A 14,966-nucleotide genomic window follows, 5' to 3' on the forward strand; every position below is an offset into this window, starting at 1 on the left:
TTCATCTTATATATGGTATCCGTTAAAAAGCACTGCCTGATATTTCCCCTGGTTTGTCTGCTGTTGAGCGTTACTGTGTATTCGCAGGATACCAGTTCTTCCGATGCATTGCTCCACCTGGCTAAAAAAGCGGCTTTCGAGGAAAAAGATTATGGCAAAGCAAAAGCCTTCCTGTACAGGGCATTGGAAAAAAGTCCGGATTATGCCGATGTGGGCATATTCCTCGGCAGGATCTACAGCTGGACAAAAAATTACGATAGTGCAGGTATCTGTTTCGACAGGGTACTGACCAAAGATCCTGCTTATGAAGATGCATCGGTTGCTTATGCCGACCTCGAATACTGGAACAAGCACGATGAAAAAGCACTTCATATCACTGAAACAGGGCTCACACATCATCCCCAATCCAAAGACCTGCTGTTGCGGAAAGTAAAGATCCTGGCTTCCATGAAAAAATATGCGCCGGCTAATGATGCTTTGAGCCAGTTGCTGAAAATAGACAAAAATAACAGCGAAGCCAGGGCCATGTACACAAGGATCAATGAAGAGGTTTCGAAAAACAGGATCAGTATCAATTACGATTATACTTCATTCGACAAGCAGTTCGCTGATCCCTGGCATATGATAAGTTTCGATTATGGCCGCACTACACCAATCGGGTTGGTCATTGGGCGTGTGAGTTATGCCAACCGCTTCAAACAAAATGGCACACAGTTCGAACTGGAAGCCTATCCGCATATTTCAAAAAAATTTTATTGCTATGTGAATGCAGGTTATTCCAATGATGTAGGCGTTTTTCCGCAGTGGCGCGGGGGATTTTCTTTGTATGCCAACCTGCCCAAAAGCTATGAAGGAGAGCTGGGTGTACGTTACCTGCAATTCAGCGGGCCAGCTTCCTGGATATACACTGCTTATCTCGGTAAATATTATAAAAGCTGGCTGTTCGGCGCCCGAACTTATATCATACCTGGCATCAATACATCAACGGTTTCGGCATCTTATAACGGAATGGCGCGGTATTATTATGGAAGTGCCGATGATTGGATGGGTATCGCATTGGGATATGGCATTTCGCCCGACGACCGTTCGAATGCCATACAGCTGGATAATCCTGTAAAACTGACTTCTTACAAACTAGGTCTTTCGTATAGAAAGAAGGTCGCCAGGATGAATGTACTCAGTCTCGACGCCAATTGGTTTAACCAGGAATACCTGCCGCAAACCAAAGGCAACCAATATGAAATCAGCATCGGATGGCTGCATCGTTTTTGAGAAAGAACAAAAAGCAACTGATCTGGACAAACATCGTGGCAATAGCATTATTGCCGTTATGGATGTTCCTGTTGTGGCATTTCAGTCCTAAAAGAATGCAGGTAGTGGCCATCATTGATAAAACGGTGCTGAGTAAATCAGTGCAGGAACATATTTCATTGAACTGGGTATTGAAACAGGAAAAGTTTACCAAAGGAGATAATCAGTTGTACGAACCAGGCAGGGATTATTATGGATTCTTCCCTCAGGAAAACGGAAAATACAGGTTGAAAGGATTGGAACAGTTTACCCCGGCGCAACTGGATCAGCTGAGTGCAGAAGCTTCTGTGGCTTACATTACAGATGCTTATGGAATTTACCGCAACGAATGGTACAAAAAAGGAGATGATAAAGAGCGGTCCGGGATCATATACGGTGGGATGAGCGAACAGGATCTTTATTTCCTTAGGAAAATGCGGGAGCGTCATAAGTTGATCATCACGGAATTCAATTGCATGGGGTCTCCTACAGCACATCCGGTAAGGGCCTCGTTTGAAAAATTATTTGGTATTCGATGGACGGGATGGGTTGGTCGCTATTTTGATTCCTTCGATACTACTATAAACAAAGAACTGCCTGGCTGGTTGGTAAAGAGTTACCGTCAGCAGCATGAAGGACAATGGCCATTTACTAAAGGAGGTATCGCTTTTGTGCATTCGAATGAGAAGGTAGTGATACTGGAAAACGAAACGGAACTGGATAATAAACTGCCTCATATCTATGCTTCAGTAGAAGGGCGCAATTATTTTGGCCTCCCCGAAAGAATAAAATACCCGTTCTGGTTCGATGTAATAGATATTGATACTTCATTCAATCATGCCATAGCATATTTCAGGATCGATGCGAACAATAGAGGCAAAGCGATACTGGATCATTATGGCATACCCTTATCTTTCCCTGCGGTTACAACACATAACAACAACGATTATCGTTTTTTTTATTTTTCCGGCGATTTTTGCGATAACCCGGTCTCTATGTTTTCTTCTTCTTTCAAAGGAGTGGGCTTTTTCAGATGGTTCATGTACAGCAAATATGATCCGGAGGAACGTAAAAGTTTTTTCTGGTTATTCTACCGTCCTTTGGTGACCACTATTTTAAACGATCAATACCGGTATTCAAAAAGAGATCATCCCTGATGTTGCTTTTTCTGCGCAAAGCCCTGCCGGGTCATTTCGCCCCAGCTTTTTTTCTTTCTGGCATAATCAATGTATCCGCGTACGGCACTGACCACCACAAAGGGATGAAAATAGAAGGGCTCTGTTGCGGCAGTAAGCAACAGCTTCATAATATCCGTTCGTCGTTTGTATTGATTGAAGGTTCTTACTTCCATTAAAATAGCAAAGGCGGAATAGAGATAACCGAAGCAGATAATGAAAAGAAGATAAGACAAGAAGAAAGACCAATCGAGTATGCCAAGAAGAGCAAGAACGAGGAAGACGACAAAACCCATGAATTCAATACCGGGAGCACACATTTCAAAAAGGAACCAATACGGATAACTGAGCATTCCCAGCAGGTGATAGCGGGGGTTGAAAAACATCACCTTGTGAAACTTCAGGGTCTCAATGGTTCCCCGCGTCCAGCGGTTACGCTGACGGCTTAATATATTGAAGGAGGCAGGTGCTTCGGTCCAGCAGAGCGGATCGGGTATATAGGTTACACGGTATTTCAAATCCCGCTCTTCCATGTAACGGCGCATCCTTACTACCAACTCCATGTCTTCTCCAACCGTGTTATGGTTGTAGCCTCCCGCTTTGATGGCGATCTCTTTGTCGAACGCACCGAACGCACCGGATATCAGCATAAGACCGTTCAACCGGCTCCAGGCCATACGGCCCAGGATAAACGCACGGATATATTCCAATATCTGCATGCGGGGCAGGTATTCATTGGTGAGCCGCACTTTCACCAGCCTGCCATCTTCAATTTCACAAGCATTGGCAATGCGTATCACACCACCTGATGCAATAACCCTTTCCTCTGCTGTTTGCTCCAGGAATGGCTTCACCATCTTCAGCAGCGCATCCTGCTCCAGGATGCAATCCACATCAATGCAAACCAGGTAATTATTGGAAGAGATATTGATCCCTACATTCAGCGCATCGGCTTTCCCGCCATTCACTTTATCTACTACGATCAGTTTATGGTACACACTGTTGCGGCTTTTATAAATGCCCCGCACTTCTTTGGTAGCAATCTTATAATCGACAAAGAAGTCCACCTTCTCCAGCTCGTAAGCATCGATCATTTTTTGCAGGCAATCGTCTTTACTGCCATCGTTCACAACAATCACTTCGAGGTTTACATAGAAGATAGATAACAACGAGCGTACATTTTCCACGATGGTCTTGCCTTCATTATAAGCCGGGGCAATGATGGTCACAGAGGGCGCGTGTACGGAAGAAGCCAATACACGGAAGTCGGTGAAACTGTTCTTGCGCATATAGCGCTTGGTCTCGATGATGGAAAACCAACCTATAAAGAGGTAAGAAAAAAACAAAAGGAAAGAATACAGAAATATCCCGTAAGTGAGTGTATAGAAAATGATATTTCCTATGATCTTCCACATGCTCAGATCGTTTTTACATGGTTCAATATTCTTTGAAAGGGCTCCGGCTGCCTGATGGCCCTACTTTCCAGCGCTTTGAGTCCGTCAGTACAGTTAGATACCAGCACAATGGCAGCATGAAGTTTAATGATGTTGTCCGGGTCTTCAAATAACCTGTACAGGAAATTGTAATGCATGTCGGAAGCCAGGTTGCGAAGGGCTTCGAGGATGGCTATTTTTTCTGTGGTCTCCTGCTGGTGATAAGCATTGATGAAAACAGCTGCCGTGTGCTCATCCGATAACCTTACCAGTGTTTTGATGGCTTGCCCGCGAACCAGCCGGTTAGGGTGTTGCAGGCAGGGGACAACATTTTCGCGAACGGCCAGCTGCTGCAATTCATCGGCCAGTTTCAGTGCGAATATGATCACGGAATCGTTTTTGGAAAGCAGCCATTTGGGTATCTTACCGGAGAGATCGTCTTTTTTTGAAACCAGCTTCAGCTGTTCCAGCAATTTGATCTGTTGCCATTCGGTAAGCGGGTAAGAAATAACATTGAGAAAGCGGAGCCCGGCAAAACCCGCCATGTGAATGATACCCGTTTGCGCTTCCATCCGCACGAGCGGTTGCCGGTTATTGGTGTTCTTATAAATATAAGGCAGGTAATCGCGCTGGTCCATCAAATACAATTCCTGGATACCTTTTGCCTGGATATGCTCTCGCTCAATGCATTTGATCTTTTCAACAGAGTCGGGCTTCAATCCCAATTGCTGGTACAGCAGTACAATGTTTTCACCTACTGCCCCCGAAAAATTCTTGCGGCAGGCAATAAGCTCATCAATGGTAATTTGCCTGGCGGCCTTGTTTTCCAGTATACGATACAACTTTTTGGGAAGCTGTACATCGTCGAAAGACTCTTCGAGGATGAGATTGCTGATCCAGGCTTCGAGGTGCCGCATGACCTTTTTTTTCAGGAGGAACCGTTTTTTTTTGATGTAAAGAAACCAGTAAATGGCAATGATAACGCCGGTAATGCCAACGAAAAGAATCAAAGCCCCAATTAACAGACTGAAGGGGTTTAGGAAATGGAAAAATTCTTTCAGCATTCTCATAAAGATAGGTAAGAATGCCCGGCAATTCTTATTTGAAATCACCCTGATCTAAAGTAGGTTTGCAGATCAATACGATAGATTATGAGTTTTCGCAATTTCAAGATGGTGAGTTATGTTGTGTACGGACGCGGCAGTTTCAACCAGTTGGATGAGATCCTGGTGCCGCACCGCAAAGGCGATGCCCCAATGATATTCCTGCTGGATCATTTTTTTGAAGGAAAGCCATTGGCAGGCAGGGTACCGTTAAGAGGAAAAGACCAGCTGATTTTTGCCGATGTTACTTATGAACCCAAAACAACACAGGTAGATGCGCTGGCCAACCAGCTGAAAGAAAAATTCGGAACGGTGAGCGGCATCATTGGCATAGGAGGTGGATCGGTGATGGATCTGGCGAAAGCAGTTTCATTGATGATGAACAATCCCGGCTCATCGGCCGATTACCAGGGGTGGGACCTGGTAAAGCAGGCAGGCGTTTACAAAGTGGGTATACCCACCCTCAGCGGTACAGGTGCCGAAGTAAGCCGGACAACTGTATTAACAGGCCCTACCCGTAAGCTGGGCATGAACAGCGATTTCACACCTTTCGACCAGATCGTACTCGATCCTGAACTAACCAAAGATGCGCCGGTGAACCAGCGTTTTTATACCGGTATGGACTGCTATATCCATTGCATAGAAAGCCTCGAAGGCACTTACCTGAATGAGTTCAGCAAGAGCTACGGAGAGAAAGCTTTGCAACTCTGCCAGGATATTTATGTAAAACGCAGCGGATGGGATGAGACCTCCGATGATAAGCTGATGATGGCTTCTTATGCCGGCGGTATGAGCATTGCGTACTCACAGGTAGGTGTGGCGCATGCAGTGAGTTATGGATTGTCTTACCTGCTGGGCACCAAACATGGTATTGGCAATTGCATTGTGATGAACCACCTGGAAGAATATTACCCGGCAGGCGTGAAGGAATTCAAATATATGGTGGAAAAGAACCAGATCGATATCCCCACCGGCATCTGCAAGGGCCTAACCGATGAACAGTTCGACGCCATGATTAACGTATCACTGGGCATGAAACCCTTGTGGGAGAACGCGTTAGGAAAGGATTGGGAAAAGCAGATGACCCGCGATAAACTCAGGGCATTGTATGAAAAGCTTTAGTGAGGCCTATTCAGCTATCTTTGCATACCAAAGATTTAAAACGATCCTATTTTGAAATTCAGAGATATTGGCCTGGACGAACGATTACTGGAAGGCATAGATGCAATGGGTTACGAAACGGCAACACCCGTTCAACAGCAGGTGATCAGTCCTATCCTGGCGGGAAAAGACGTCATCGCTTCTGCACAAACCGGCACCGGTAAAACGGCGGCCTTCCTGTTACCCCTCATACACCAGTTACTCACCCACCCTCACTCGCAGCACGATATCAATGCCATGATCATTGTACCTACGCGCGAGCTGGCGATACAGATCGCTGAAACCATGGAGGGACTTTCCTACTTCACCGATGTAAGTTCCATAGCGGTATACGGAGGCGGAGATGGCAGTTCATTTGCCACGGAGAAAAAAGCGCTGGCGCATGGGGTAGATGTGGTGGTATGTACACCCGGCCGCATGATCGCCCACCTGAACATGGGCTATGTGAAACTGAAAGGATTGAAATACCTGGTGCTCGATGAGGCCGACCGTATGCTGGATATGGGTTTTCATGATGACATCATGAAGATCATTTCCTTTCTTCCCAAAGAGCGGCAAAACCTGTTATTCTCTGCCACCATGCCTATGAAGATGCGGGAGATGGCCAGGAAAATATTACATCAACCCGAAGAGATCAATATCGCGATCTCCAGGCCGCCCGAAAAAATACTGCAACAGGCTTACGTGGTATATGAAGCGCAGAAGATACCGTTGATCAAAGACATACTAACGCATAAAGATTTCCAAAGTGTCATTGTATTTTGCTCGAAGAAGCAAAACGTGAAACAGCTTACACGGGAACTGAAGCGGGCACGGCTATCTGTAGAAGAAATCCATTCCGACCTCGAACAGCAACAACGTGAACAGGTGTTACAGGATTTCAGGAATAAGAAACTCAAGATACTCGTAGCAACAGATATCCTCAGCAGGGGTATTGATATCGAAGACATCGACCTGGTGATCAACTTCGACGTGCCCAACGATGGAGAAGATTATGTACACCGTATTGGCCGTACAGCAAGGGCGGCCAGCGAAGGAACGGCGTATACCCTGATCAGCGAAAGAGAACAAAATAAGTTCGCGCAGATAGAAAATTTAATAGAAAGACAGGTAGAAAAAGTGGTTGTTCCGGAAGTATTCGGACCTGTGCCTGCTTATCAGCCCAGGCAAGGGCGCCCGGCTCATCATAAAAAAAGAAGGTTCCAGGGGCCTCCCAGGCATAAAAAAAACTAAACGGTTTTTTCTTCACCCAATTGCAGGAGACTAATGACGGTGGTGCTGCCATCGTGATCGATCGCTGTTTCTTTTTGCATTGTGCAGAAAGGCAATAACTTTTCTATGAATGGTTTCGCTGCCAGCCGTTGCGGCGTGGTGAGCACAATACGGGTTCCTTTGTCCAGGAAAAGCATGATCACACGCATCAACGCATCGAATTCCGAAGGGTGATAATTGACATCACTCAAAAGCAGGATATCGGTATCTATATTTTCGGGCAGATGATGCCAGTTGAGCAATTGACATTGGATCGATGATAATTTATTATGCGCAATAGATCGGGCCACTACTTCCAAGGGTTCGGGGAGATAATCACTGCAACATACTTCACCCGCATAACGCGCAGCGATCAAAGAAGGGAGCGCCAGGCCTGCGGCCAGTTCCAGCACTTTTTTGTTTCGTAGTAAAGATTTGTTTTCAACCACCCATCTGCCCATTGCTATGGAAGCAGGCCATAAACGGGCCCAATAAGGAAAAGGAGCCGTAGTATTTTGCTGGTACAAACGGCGTACCTGCTCCTGGTAGGGAACATACAATGCTTGCTGGTGACCATCCCATTCAAAATGCCGCAGTTCCAGTTCAAAAATCATGCGGCAAAGGTGCAACAATCAACATCAACTGCCCCAGATATTCGGGTGTTCTGCAAAATAAGGCAGCGCAAATGCACCCAAGATGCCGGTAATGATCTCAGTGCCCATGGTAAGACCGCGTGCAGCAGGAGGCATGGCAACACCCGAGGGTAACATGTTGGGCCCAAGGGGAATGAATGCTACGATCACGGTCAATATTACCGCAAGAACGATATACACGATGAGACCGTTTTTAATGTATTCGCGAATAAAGGCATACACGATTCCCGCAGCGATCAAAGTAGGAATGGTAAAGAAAATGATGGAATTGATGCCGATGTATTCGGCGAATTCATAACCGGTGATCTTACGGTAAATAATGTCAAAGGCAAGATTGATAACTGTTCCAGCGATGCCTACAAACAAACCTCCGAGGATTCCTCTCACGGGGAGGGTGTACTTATACGGTGAAGGGGATTCCATATATTTCTGGTTTTAAGTTCATTACTGAAATCATAAACCATACAACCGGGAAATGCCATGCTGGTCCAATGCCTTGTAGAAGAGCTTTTACACTACAAAGTTGGTTAAATTTATTTACATTTTTCCAGGTTCGGTGTTTTATGTCTGAAATAGGGTGTTTTTCCCATTGCAAAAGCTGGCCGCAACGAGTAATTTAACAGCTCGTACGCCAAATTGATCTCCTATGAACCTACCATCTATTCCCATCCTGTCCATAGCCGTTTCCATTGTTATTTGCTGGGCGCTGTTTGCCGTGCTGTGCAGCATGGTCCACGAGTCCGTTACGAGGGTAAAAGCCGAACGAGGCCGGTTCATGAAGCAATACCTGCTTCAGCAACTACACGACTATCCCAACGACATCAACTGGGCGAAGCTCCTTTATGCGCATGGCTCGATCGATCTGTTGAGCAGGGCGGTCAATAAACCTACCAGTAATATACCGCCTGAATTATTCGCGGCAGTCATGATAGATATTGTGGGCCAGTCGCAATTGGTACAAAGAAAAAAAGAAGCTGCCGCAGAAGCGATCCGTTACCAGAACCCACTGTTGCACGATTTCAAAGCAGCTACCCTTGTGCTGCAGCCCAGCGATGTGATGGTTTCATTGAAACAATTCATGGATAATGCAGAACTGCGGTCAACTGTCAACGGCACGGTAGATGAATCGAAAGTATATGAGCTGCTGCTGGCAAACATAGCACAGTGGTTTACAGAATTGACAGGCCGCATAACAGAATGGTACCAGAAAAAAACACGCATGCGATTGTTCATGCTGGGTGTATTGATCGCATTGCTCATCAATGTTGACAGTATACAATTGTTCAACCTGTTCAGCAAAGACAATAACAGCAGGGGAGCGATCATCCATTTTTATCAACAGAATGAAGAATGGCTGGAAAAACAGGCAAAGGGCGATACCGCGCATGCCGATCTGCAAAGCATGATCCGGCAGACACAGGCTTATGAAAACAAAATAGATTCATTATCCCAATCGCTGAAACTACCGGTGGGCATGCGTCACAGCATTATCAAACGATCGGTGTGGCACGCGATGAGCTGGAATGAAATATGGACAAAGTTATTGGGCATCCTGATCAGCGGTTTTGCTGCCAGCTTCGGCGCTCCCTTCTGGTTCAACCTGCTGAAGCGAACCAACACCAACATTCCAAAACCTGCTAAATAATCCTGCCATGCAATATTATAATGTACACAGTCATGTTTTTACGATGGACAATGCCCCCAGGCGGTTCCTGCATATGTATTTGCCCGATGCTGTTGCAAACGCCATTGATACCATGACGAATACCCGGCCCGGAGCCCTTGCGCTTGCGTGGCTGTTGTCTAAATTACCCGGAACAGCAGGAAAACGCTACGCCAGTTTTTTGAAGATCGGCAAAAGCTGTGGGCAGCTCGATGTTTTTGAAGACTTGTTGAAGCAATACAACGATCCGGATATCAAATTCGTGGCGCTGTCTATGTTCATGGAGGAGTGCGGCGCCGGCAATTCCACTTCGGGCTTTGCAGGGCAGATAGAGGAATTGTTGCAGGTGAAACAGCAGTATCCCGACAGGCTCCTGGTATTTTTAGGGCTCGACCCGCGATGGGATGCCAAAGGGAAGAAACTGAAAGATATGGTGGCCGGTTATTTTGATACCAAGCTCCGGATAAATGCTTCCCGTTCGGTATATCCCTTTGTGGGCCTGAAATTGTATCCCAGTACGGGCTTTTATATTTTCGATGAAAGGCTGAAGGAAACACTGGAATGGGCTGCAGAAAATGAAGTGCCCGTTCTCAGTCATTGTAATTACCTGGGAGGCATTTACAACAATGATACCCGCCACCTGCAATCGACCCTGAACTTTTATGATCCCTATGCCAGGAAAATGTACGACCAGCCCGTTTATCAGAAGGAGTCTCATTTCTGGAAGAAAATATTCGGCACCAATACGGCGAACAACAACAAGATCAGTTGCTCGTATTTCCTGGAGCCGGCCAGTTACAAATCGGTGCTGCACTATTTTAAATACCAGTTCAAGAAAGAACTGAAACTATGCCTGGCCCATTATGGTGGCGACCAGCACATCCTGGCGGCACATGGTTATCCCATCAACGAACGTACATTATATGGTGTTGAAAAAAAGAACTGGTGCAGCCAGATACAGGAACTGATGCAGGAGTTCTCTAACCTGTACACAGATATCTCTTATGCAGTGCACAATACCAAAGTGCATGCACCGGTCTTTGATGACCTGAAAAACAACTTGTTTACCGACCGCCTTCTTTTTGGTACCGATTTTTTCATGACAGAACAGGAGATACCGGAAAAGGATGATTACAATAAATTCAAAACCGATGCCATGGCGCAATCTTGTGGTAGTGGCACTGCCTGGGACCAGATGGCGGGCCACAATGTGGAGCAGTTCTTACAGAGCAAATATTATCCAGGGCGGGTAGTATAAAAAAATAAGCATACTTATATGCTATTTATGCAAAGCCATCCGAAGAAGGATGGCTTTTTATTTTTTCCGCTTATTTTAGAGCATTCACCAATCTTTTGTTTGCCATGAAGCCTTCCGAAAAATCACGCCGTTCCTTTTTAAAAAATGCAGCATTGTTATCAGCAGCATCTGCATTCCCTTCTATCATCACCAAAGCATGGGGTGGGCCTGCACCGAAAACCATCAAGCCCGGCGAAAAAGTGAACCTCGCCTGTATTGGCATCGGTAACCAGGGCGGATCGGATGTAATGTCTTTCGATAAAACAGGACTGGCCAATTTTGTTGCGTTTTGCGATGTGGATATGGGAGCGCCCCAGACACTGGCTGTATTGCAAAAATTCCCCAACGTGCCCCGCTTCCAGGATTTCCGTGTGATGTTCGATAAAATGGGCAGCCAGATAGACGCGGTATGCATCGGCGTACCCGATCATTCGCATTTCGCTATTACCATGATGGCATTGGCACTGGGTAAGCATGTATATGTGGAGAAGCCCATGGCACGCACTTTCAATGAGGTAGAGTTGATGATGAAAGCTGCTGCGAAACATCCTAAAGTGGTTACACAAATGGGTAACCAGGGACATTCAGAAGCCAATTATTTCCAGTTTAAAGCATGGAAAGAAGCAGGCATCATCAAAGATGTTACAGCTATCACAGCACACATGAACAGTGCCCGTCGCTGGCATGGCTGGGATGCACATATCAAACAACTCCCTCCCAAAGAGCCCATTCCTTCTACGCTCGACTGGGATACCTGGCATGGTGTAACACAACTGCACGACTATAACCACGATTATATCAACGGCCAGTGGCGTTGCTGGTACGATTTCGGTATGGGCGCATTGGGCGATTGGGGTGCACACCTCATCGACACCGCTCACCAGTTCCTGTCATTAGGGCTGCCTTATGAAGTGGGTATGCTGAAAGCAGAAGGACACAATTCATTCTTCTACCCGCAATCATCCACCATCCTCTTCCGTTTCCCCGAGCGTGGCAATATGCCGGCCTGTGATATCACCTGGTACGATGGAGTGAACAACCTGCCGCCAATCCCTAAAGGGTATGGCGTGATGGGACTCGACCCCAATATCCCGCCGCCCAGCAGCGGAACACTGCAGGCGCCCAAACTGAATCCCGGTAAGATCATCTACAGCAAAGAGCTTACTTTCAAAGGCGGGTCGCACGGAAGTACACTTTCCATTATACCCGAAGAGAAAGCAAAAGAAATGGCTTCCAGGTTGCCGGAAGTACCCATAAGCACTTCGAACCATTATGCCAACTTTTTGAAGGCTTGCAAGGGAGAAGAGGAAACGCGTTCACCATTCGCGATTGCCGGTCCGCTGAGCCAGGTATTCTGCCTGGGTGTGCTAGCGCAAAAACTGAACACTAAACTGCAGTTCGACCGGAAAACGAAGACCATCACCAATAACAAAATGGCCAATGAAATGCTGACGGGACTTCCGCCCCGCAAAGGATGGGAGCAGTATTATAAAGTATAATGGCAGCTACTCTTTCTTGAACTTTCTTTTCAAACGGATGATCCGGAATTTAACGCTGTCGTAAATCAAACCGGCTAGCAGCATTACAGCCCCAACGGTAAGCGCATGCATTCCAATCTTTGTATAAAAGATACCGCCTGCAACGCCTCCTATAAAAAAGAAGCTGATGATGGTAAAACGGAGTTTGATGGATGAACGCAGCTTTTTTTTCTGTTCTTCAACCTTATAGAAAAACAATTGGGACAGTTCGATGCCCAGGTCTGTAAACAGACCCGTCAGGTGTGTGGTCCTCACACTGGCGTTGGAGATAGTAGTTACCAGGGAGTTCTGTAAACCCATCGCAAATAATAAACAACAGGCAATAGCATCCGGACTGTCAACCATCCAACGCCATCCCCAAAAACCCAACAGGCCCAGGATAATGCATTCTATAGAAGCGGGTATGGTATAGATGAATCGTTCACTCTTCCTGGAAATCACCTCGATGAGCAAATTAGATACAAAGGAACCCAGGAAGAAAAAGAAGATGTAAGAAAAATAAACCCATCCCTGCCACCAATGTAATTTGAATACCTCGTCGATGAAGAAAGCGAAATGCCCGGTTACGTTGGTGGTTAGCCGACGCACGGCCAAAAAGCCCGCTACATTTACCAGCCCTGCCACTGCAGATAATAGCGAAGCGATTTTGAGGTTGTGCTGTAAGGTTCGTGTTTTGCCCTGGTGTCTGAACATGACACTTTATTTCCCGGTCAGAATAGAGGTTGACGGAATCAAATATAGAAAAGATTTACCTTCGGCTGTATCGCCGTAGAATAATACATCAAATGCACTGGAAGCAATTAGTTGATCCGTTTGATAATATAACATTATCTGCATTGGCGGCCCTTTTGCCAATACTGTTTGTATTCTGGGCTCTCCTGGTTAAAAAGATGAAGGGCTACCAGGCCAGCCTGCTGGCAACCGCCCTGGCCATACCCATTGCTGTTTTCATTTACCAGATGCCTGCTAAACTTGCATTATTGTCTACTGCGCATGGCATTTTATATGGGATATTCCCGATATGCTGGATCATGATTACCGCAGTATTTCTTTTTAATGTAACGGTAAAGAGCGGCCGGTTCGAAATCATCAAGCAGTTTATGGCTTCCATCACACCCGACAGAAGGTTACAGGCTTTGCTGATCGCTTTTTCATTTGGTTCTTTTTTGGAGGGAACAGCAGGTTTCGGATCGCCTGTAGCCATTACGGCAGCTATGCTTGTAGGGCTGGGCTTTGATCCGTTGTATGCAGCAGGCTTATGCCTGATCGCGAATACAGCGCCGGTTGCCTTTGGTTCTATCGGCATCCCGGTAACAGTTGCATCGCAGGTAACAGGGATACCCGAAATGGCCATATCACAGATGGTGGGAAGAACACTGCCATTTTTATCTATGCTGCTTCCTTTTTACCTGGTGGTATTGATGGCCGGATGCAGGAAGGCCATGGAAGTGCTGCCCGCGATTTTGGTATCGGGTTTGTCCTTCGCTTTTTTTCAGTGGTTCACATCAAACTTCCTGGGGCCCACACTGCCGGATATCATTGCAGGCGTGTGCTCGATCGTTTCTTTGCTGGTCTTGCTGCGTTACTGGAAGCCAAAAACGATATGGAGATTTCCCCATGAACCGGCTGTGGCGGCATCGAATGAAACCCCTCATTCTACTAAAACCATTATCAAGGCATGGGTACCGTTCATGGTGCTCACGGTTTTTGTGATTGTATGGGGATTAAAGCCGGTAAAAAGTTTCCTGGATAGTATCAGTCTTTTATCGTTTCCAATACCCGGTTTGCACAATGCCATTATGCTGCCGGAAGGAGACAAATTGTTACCGCAAGTGTTCAAGTTTAATTTTCTTTCCGCGGCGGGTACCGCTATTTTATTTGCGGCTATGGTGGGGGTATGGTTATTAGGATTAAGCGTTAAAGACGGATGGAAAATATTCATACAAACCCTCGCACAGCTTAAAATACCCATTATTACGATTGCTGCTGTTTTGGGCTTTGCTTATATCCTGAACAATTCAGGTATTACCGGCACCTTATCGAAAGTATTGTCCAATACGGGCGTACTGTTCCCCTTCTTTGCGCCGGTACTGGGCTGGCTGGGTGTTTTTGTAACCGGCTCCGACACATCGTCCAACGCCCTGTTCTGCCATACGCAAAAAACAACGGCGGTTTCAATAGGCGTTGATCCGGTGATTACGGTTTCAGCCAATATTTCCGGGGGCGTAGTAGGTAAAATGATCTCGCCATCCTCTATTGCCGTAGCGGCCGCAGCCGGCTCTATGATTGGCAAAGAATCGAACCTGCTCCGGTTTACGATAAAGCATAGCTTTATCATGCTCTTGTTCATCAGTATGATGACTTTGGCGCAGGCATACTGGCTTAAGTGGATAGTGCCTTAA

At 46.3% G+C, this 14,966-nt stretch carries 13 protein-coding genes; 8 read left to right on the forward strand and 5 right to left on the reverse strand.

Going from position 1 to position 14,966, the window contains the following annotated elements; genetic code table 11:
• Positions 1-12: 12 nt before the first annotated feature.
• Positions 13-1,272 carry a YaiO family outer membrane beta-barrel protein gene (locus SEDOR53_RS0104535; protein WP_037360549.1) on the forward strand — a complete coding sequence of 420 codons (1,260 nt, stop codon included), beginning with the start codon at positions 13-15 and terminating at the stop codon, positions 1,270-1,272.
• Positions 1,254-2,447 carry a hypothetical protein gene (locus SEDOR53_RS0104540; protein ID WP_051416493.1) on the forward strand — a complete coding sequence of 398 codons (1,194 nt, stop codon included), beginning with the start codon at positions 1,254-1,256 and terminating at the stop codon, positions 2,445-2,447. Before SEDOR53_RS0104535 ends, SEDOR53_RS0104540 begins: the two co-directional genes overlap by 19 nt.
• On the opposite strand, the gene SEDOR53_RS0104545 is transcribed toward SEDOR53_RS0104540, so the two are convergent.
• Both SEDOR53_RS0104545 and SEDOR53_RS0104550 read right to left on the reverse strand, forming a co-directional pair.
• Entirely contained in the window at positions 2,438-3,880 is a 1,443-nt protein-coding gene (locus SEDOR53_RS0104545; RefSeq protein ID WP_037360550.1) for a glycosyltransferase, read from the reverse strand. The two genes, SEDOR53_RS0104540 and SEDOR53_RS0104545, sit on opposite strands and share 10 nt — an antisense overlap.
• A 2-nt stretch (positions 3,881-3,882) precedes the next feature.
• Positions 3,883-4,968: a HEAT repeat domain-containing protein gene (locus SEDOR53_RS0104550; RefSeq protein WP_037360552.1), complete on the reverse strand. Its 1,086-nt coding sequence runs from the start codon at positions 4,966-4,968 to the stop codon at positions 3,883-3,885.
• An 81-nt stretch (positions 4,969-5,049) separates the two neighbouring features.
• Between SEDOR53_RS0104550 and SEDOR53_RS0104555 the strand changes: the two genes are divergently transcribed.
• A complete protein-coding gene (locus SEDOR53_RS0104555) occupies positions 5,050-6,123 on the forward strand; it encodes an iron-containing alcohol dehydrogenase family protein (protein ID WP_026768659.1) in 1,074 nt (357 codons plus the stop codon).
• Positions 6,124-6,174: 51 nt separating this feature from the next.
• Complete coding sequence (locus SEDOR53_RS0104560; protein WP_026768660.1) at positions 6,175-7,395, forward strand: DEAD/DEAH box helicase; 1,221 nt, start codon at positions 6,175-6,177, stop codon at positions 7,393-7,395.
• On the opposite strand, the gene SEDOR53_RS18495 is transcribed toward SEDOR53_RS0104560, so the two are convergent.
• Positions 7,392-8,027 (reverse strand): methyltransferase, encoded by a 636-nt coding sequence (locus SEDOR53_RS18495; protein WP_157576699.1) that lies wholly within the window; start codon positions 8,025-8,027, stop codon positions 7,392-7,394. The genes SEDOR53_RS0104560 and SEDOR53_RS18495 overlap by 4 nt on opposite strands.
• 24 nt (positions 8,028-8,051) lie before the next feature.
• The gene (locus tag SEDOR53_RS0104570; protein WP_026768661.1) at positions 8,052-8,489 is read right to left on the reverse strand and encodes a hypothetical protein; all 438 of its coding nucleotides are present in this window, start codon (positions 8,487-8,489) and stop codon (positions 8,052-8,054) included.
• Between the two features lie 223 nt (positions 8,490-8,712).
• On the opposite strand from SEDOR53_RS0104570, the gene SEDOR53_RS0104580 reads away from it, so the two are divergent.
• The 3 genes from SEDOR53_RS0104580 (at position 8,713) to SEDOR53_RS0104590 (ending at position 12,525) form a co-directional block, all read left to right on the forward strand.
• Positions 8,713-9,711 (forward strand): hypothetical protein, encoded by a 999-nt coding sequence (locus SEDOR53_RS0104580; RefSeq protein WP_157576701.1) that lies wholly within the window; start codon positions 8,713-8,715, stop codon positions 9,709-9,711.
• Between the two features lie 7 nt (positions 9,712-9,718).
• Complete coding sequence (locus tag SEDOR53_RS0104585) at positions 9,719-10,987, forward strand: amidohydrolase family protein (protein ID WP_037360557.1); 1,269 nt, start codon at positions 9,719-9,721, stop codon at positions 10,985-10,987.
• 104 nt (positions 10,988-11,091) lie between these two features.
• Positions 11,092-12,525 carry a Gfo/Idh/MocA family oxidoreductase gene (locus tag SEDOR53_RS0104590; RefSeq protein ID WP_026768664.1) on the forward strand — a complete coding sequence of 478 codons (1,434 nt, stop codon included), beginning with the start codon at positions 11,092-11,094 and terminating at the stop codon, positions 12,523-12,525.
• 6 nt (positions 12,526-12,531) lie between these two features.
• Here the strand turns inward: SEDOR53_RS0104590 and SEDOR53_RS0104595 are convergent, their stop codons facing one another.
• On the reverse strand, positions 12,532-13,257 hold the full coding sequence (locus SEDOR53_RS0104595) for a YoaK family protein (protein ID WP_026768665.1): 726 nt from the start codon (positions 13,255-13,257) through the stop codon (positions 12,532-12,534).
• Between the two features lie 92 nt (positions 13,258-13,349).
• Between SEDOR53_RS0104595 and SEDOR53_RS0104600 the strand changes: the two genes are divergently transcribed.
• Complete coding sequence (locus SEDOR53_RS0104600) at positions 13,350-14,966, forward strand: L-lactate permease (protein ID WP_026768666.1); 1,617 nt, start codon at positions 13,350-13,352, stop codon at positions 14,964-14,966.

It is taken from the genome of Asinibacterium sp. OR53, from assembly GCF_000515315.1.
Taxonomy (GTDB): Bacteria; Bacteroidota; Bacteroidia; order Chitinophagales; family Chitinophagaceae; genus Sediminibacterium.

Coding starts and splice junctions, on each gene's coding strand:
- SEDOR53_RS0104570 (WP_026768661.1), bottom strand. CDS start 8,489: ATGGAATCCCCTTCACCGTATAAGTACACCCTCCCCGTGAGAGGAATC.
- SEDOR53_RS0104535 (WP_037360549.1), top strand. CDS start 13: ATGGTATCCGTTAAAAAGCACTGCCTGATATTTCCCCTGGTTTGTCTG.
- SEDOR53_RS0104580 (WP_157576701.1), top strand. CDS start 8,713: ATGAACCTACCATCTATTCCCATCCTGTCCATAGCCGTTTCCATTGTT.
- SEDOR53_RS18495 (WP_157576699.1), bottom strand. CDS start 8,027: ATGATTTTTGAACTGGAACTGCGGCATTTTGAATGGGATGGTCACCAG.
- SEDOR53_RS0104600 (WP_026768666.1), top strand. CDS start 13,350: ATGCACTGGAAGCAATTAGTTGATCCGTTTGATAATATAACATTATCT.
- SEDOR53_RS0104590 (WP_026768664.1), top strand. CDS start 11,092: ATGAAGCCTTCCGAAAAATCACGCCGTTCCTTTTTAAAAAATGCAGCA.
- SEDOR53_RS0104595 (WP_026768665.1), bottom strand. CDS start 13,257: ATGTTCAGACACCAGGGCAAAACACGAACCTTACAGCACAACCTCAAA.
- SEDOR53_RS0104585 (WP_037360557.1), top strand. CDS start 9,719: ATGCAATATTATAATGTACACAGTCATGTTTTTACGATGGACAATGCC.
- SEDOR53_RS0104540 (WP_051416493.1), top strand. CDS start 1,254: ATGGCTGCATCGTTTTTGAGAAAGAACAAAAAGCAACTGATCTGGACA.
- SEDOR53_RS0104550 (WP_037360552.1), bottom strand. CDS start 4,968: ATGAGAATGCTGAAAGAATTTTTCCATTTCCTAAACCCCTTCAGTCTG.
- SEDOR53_RS0104545 (WP_037360550.1), bottom strand. CDS start 3,880: ATGTGGAAGATCATAGGAAATATCATTTTCTATACACTCACTTACGGG.
- SEDOR53_RS0104555 (WP_026768659.1), top strand. CDS start 5,050: ATGAGTTTTCGCAATTTCAAGATGGTGAGTTATGTTGTGTACGGACGC.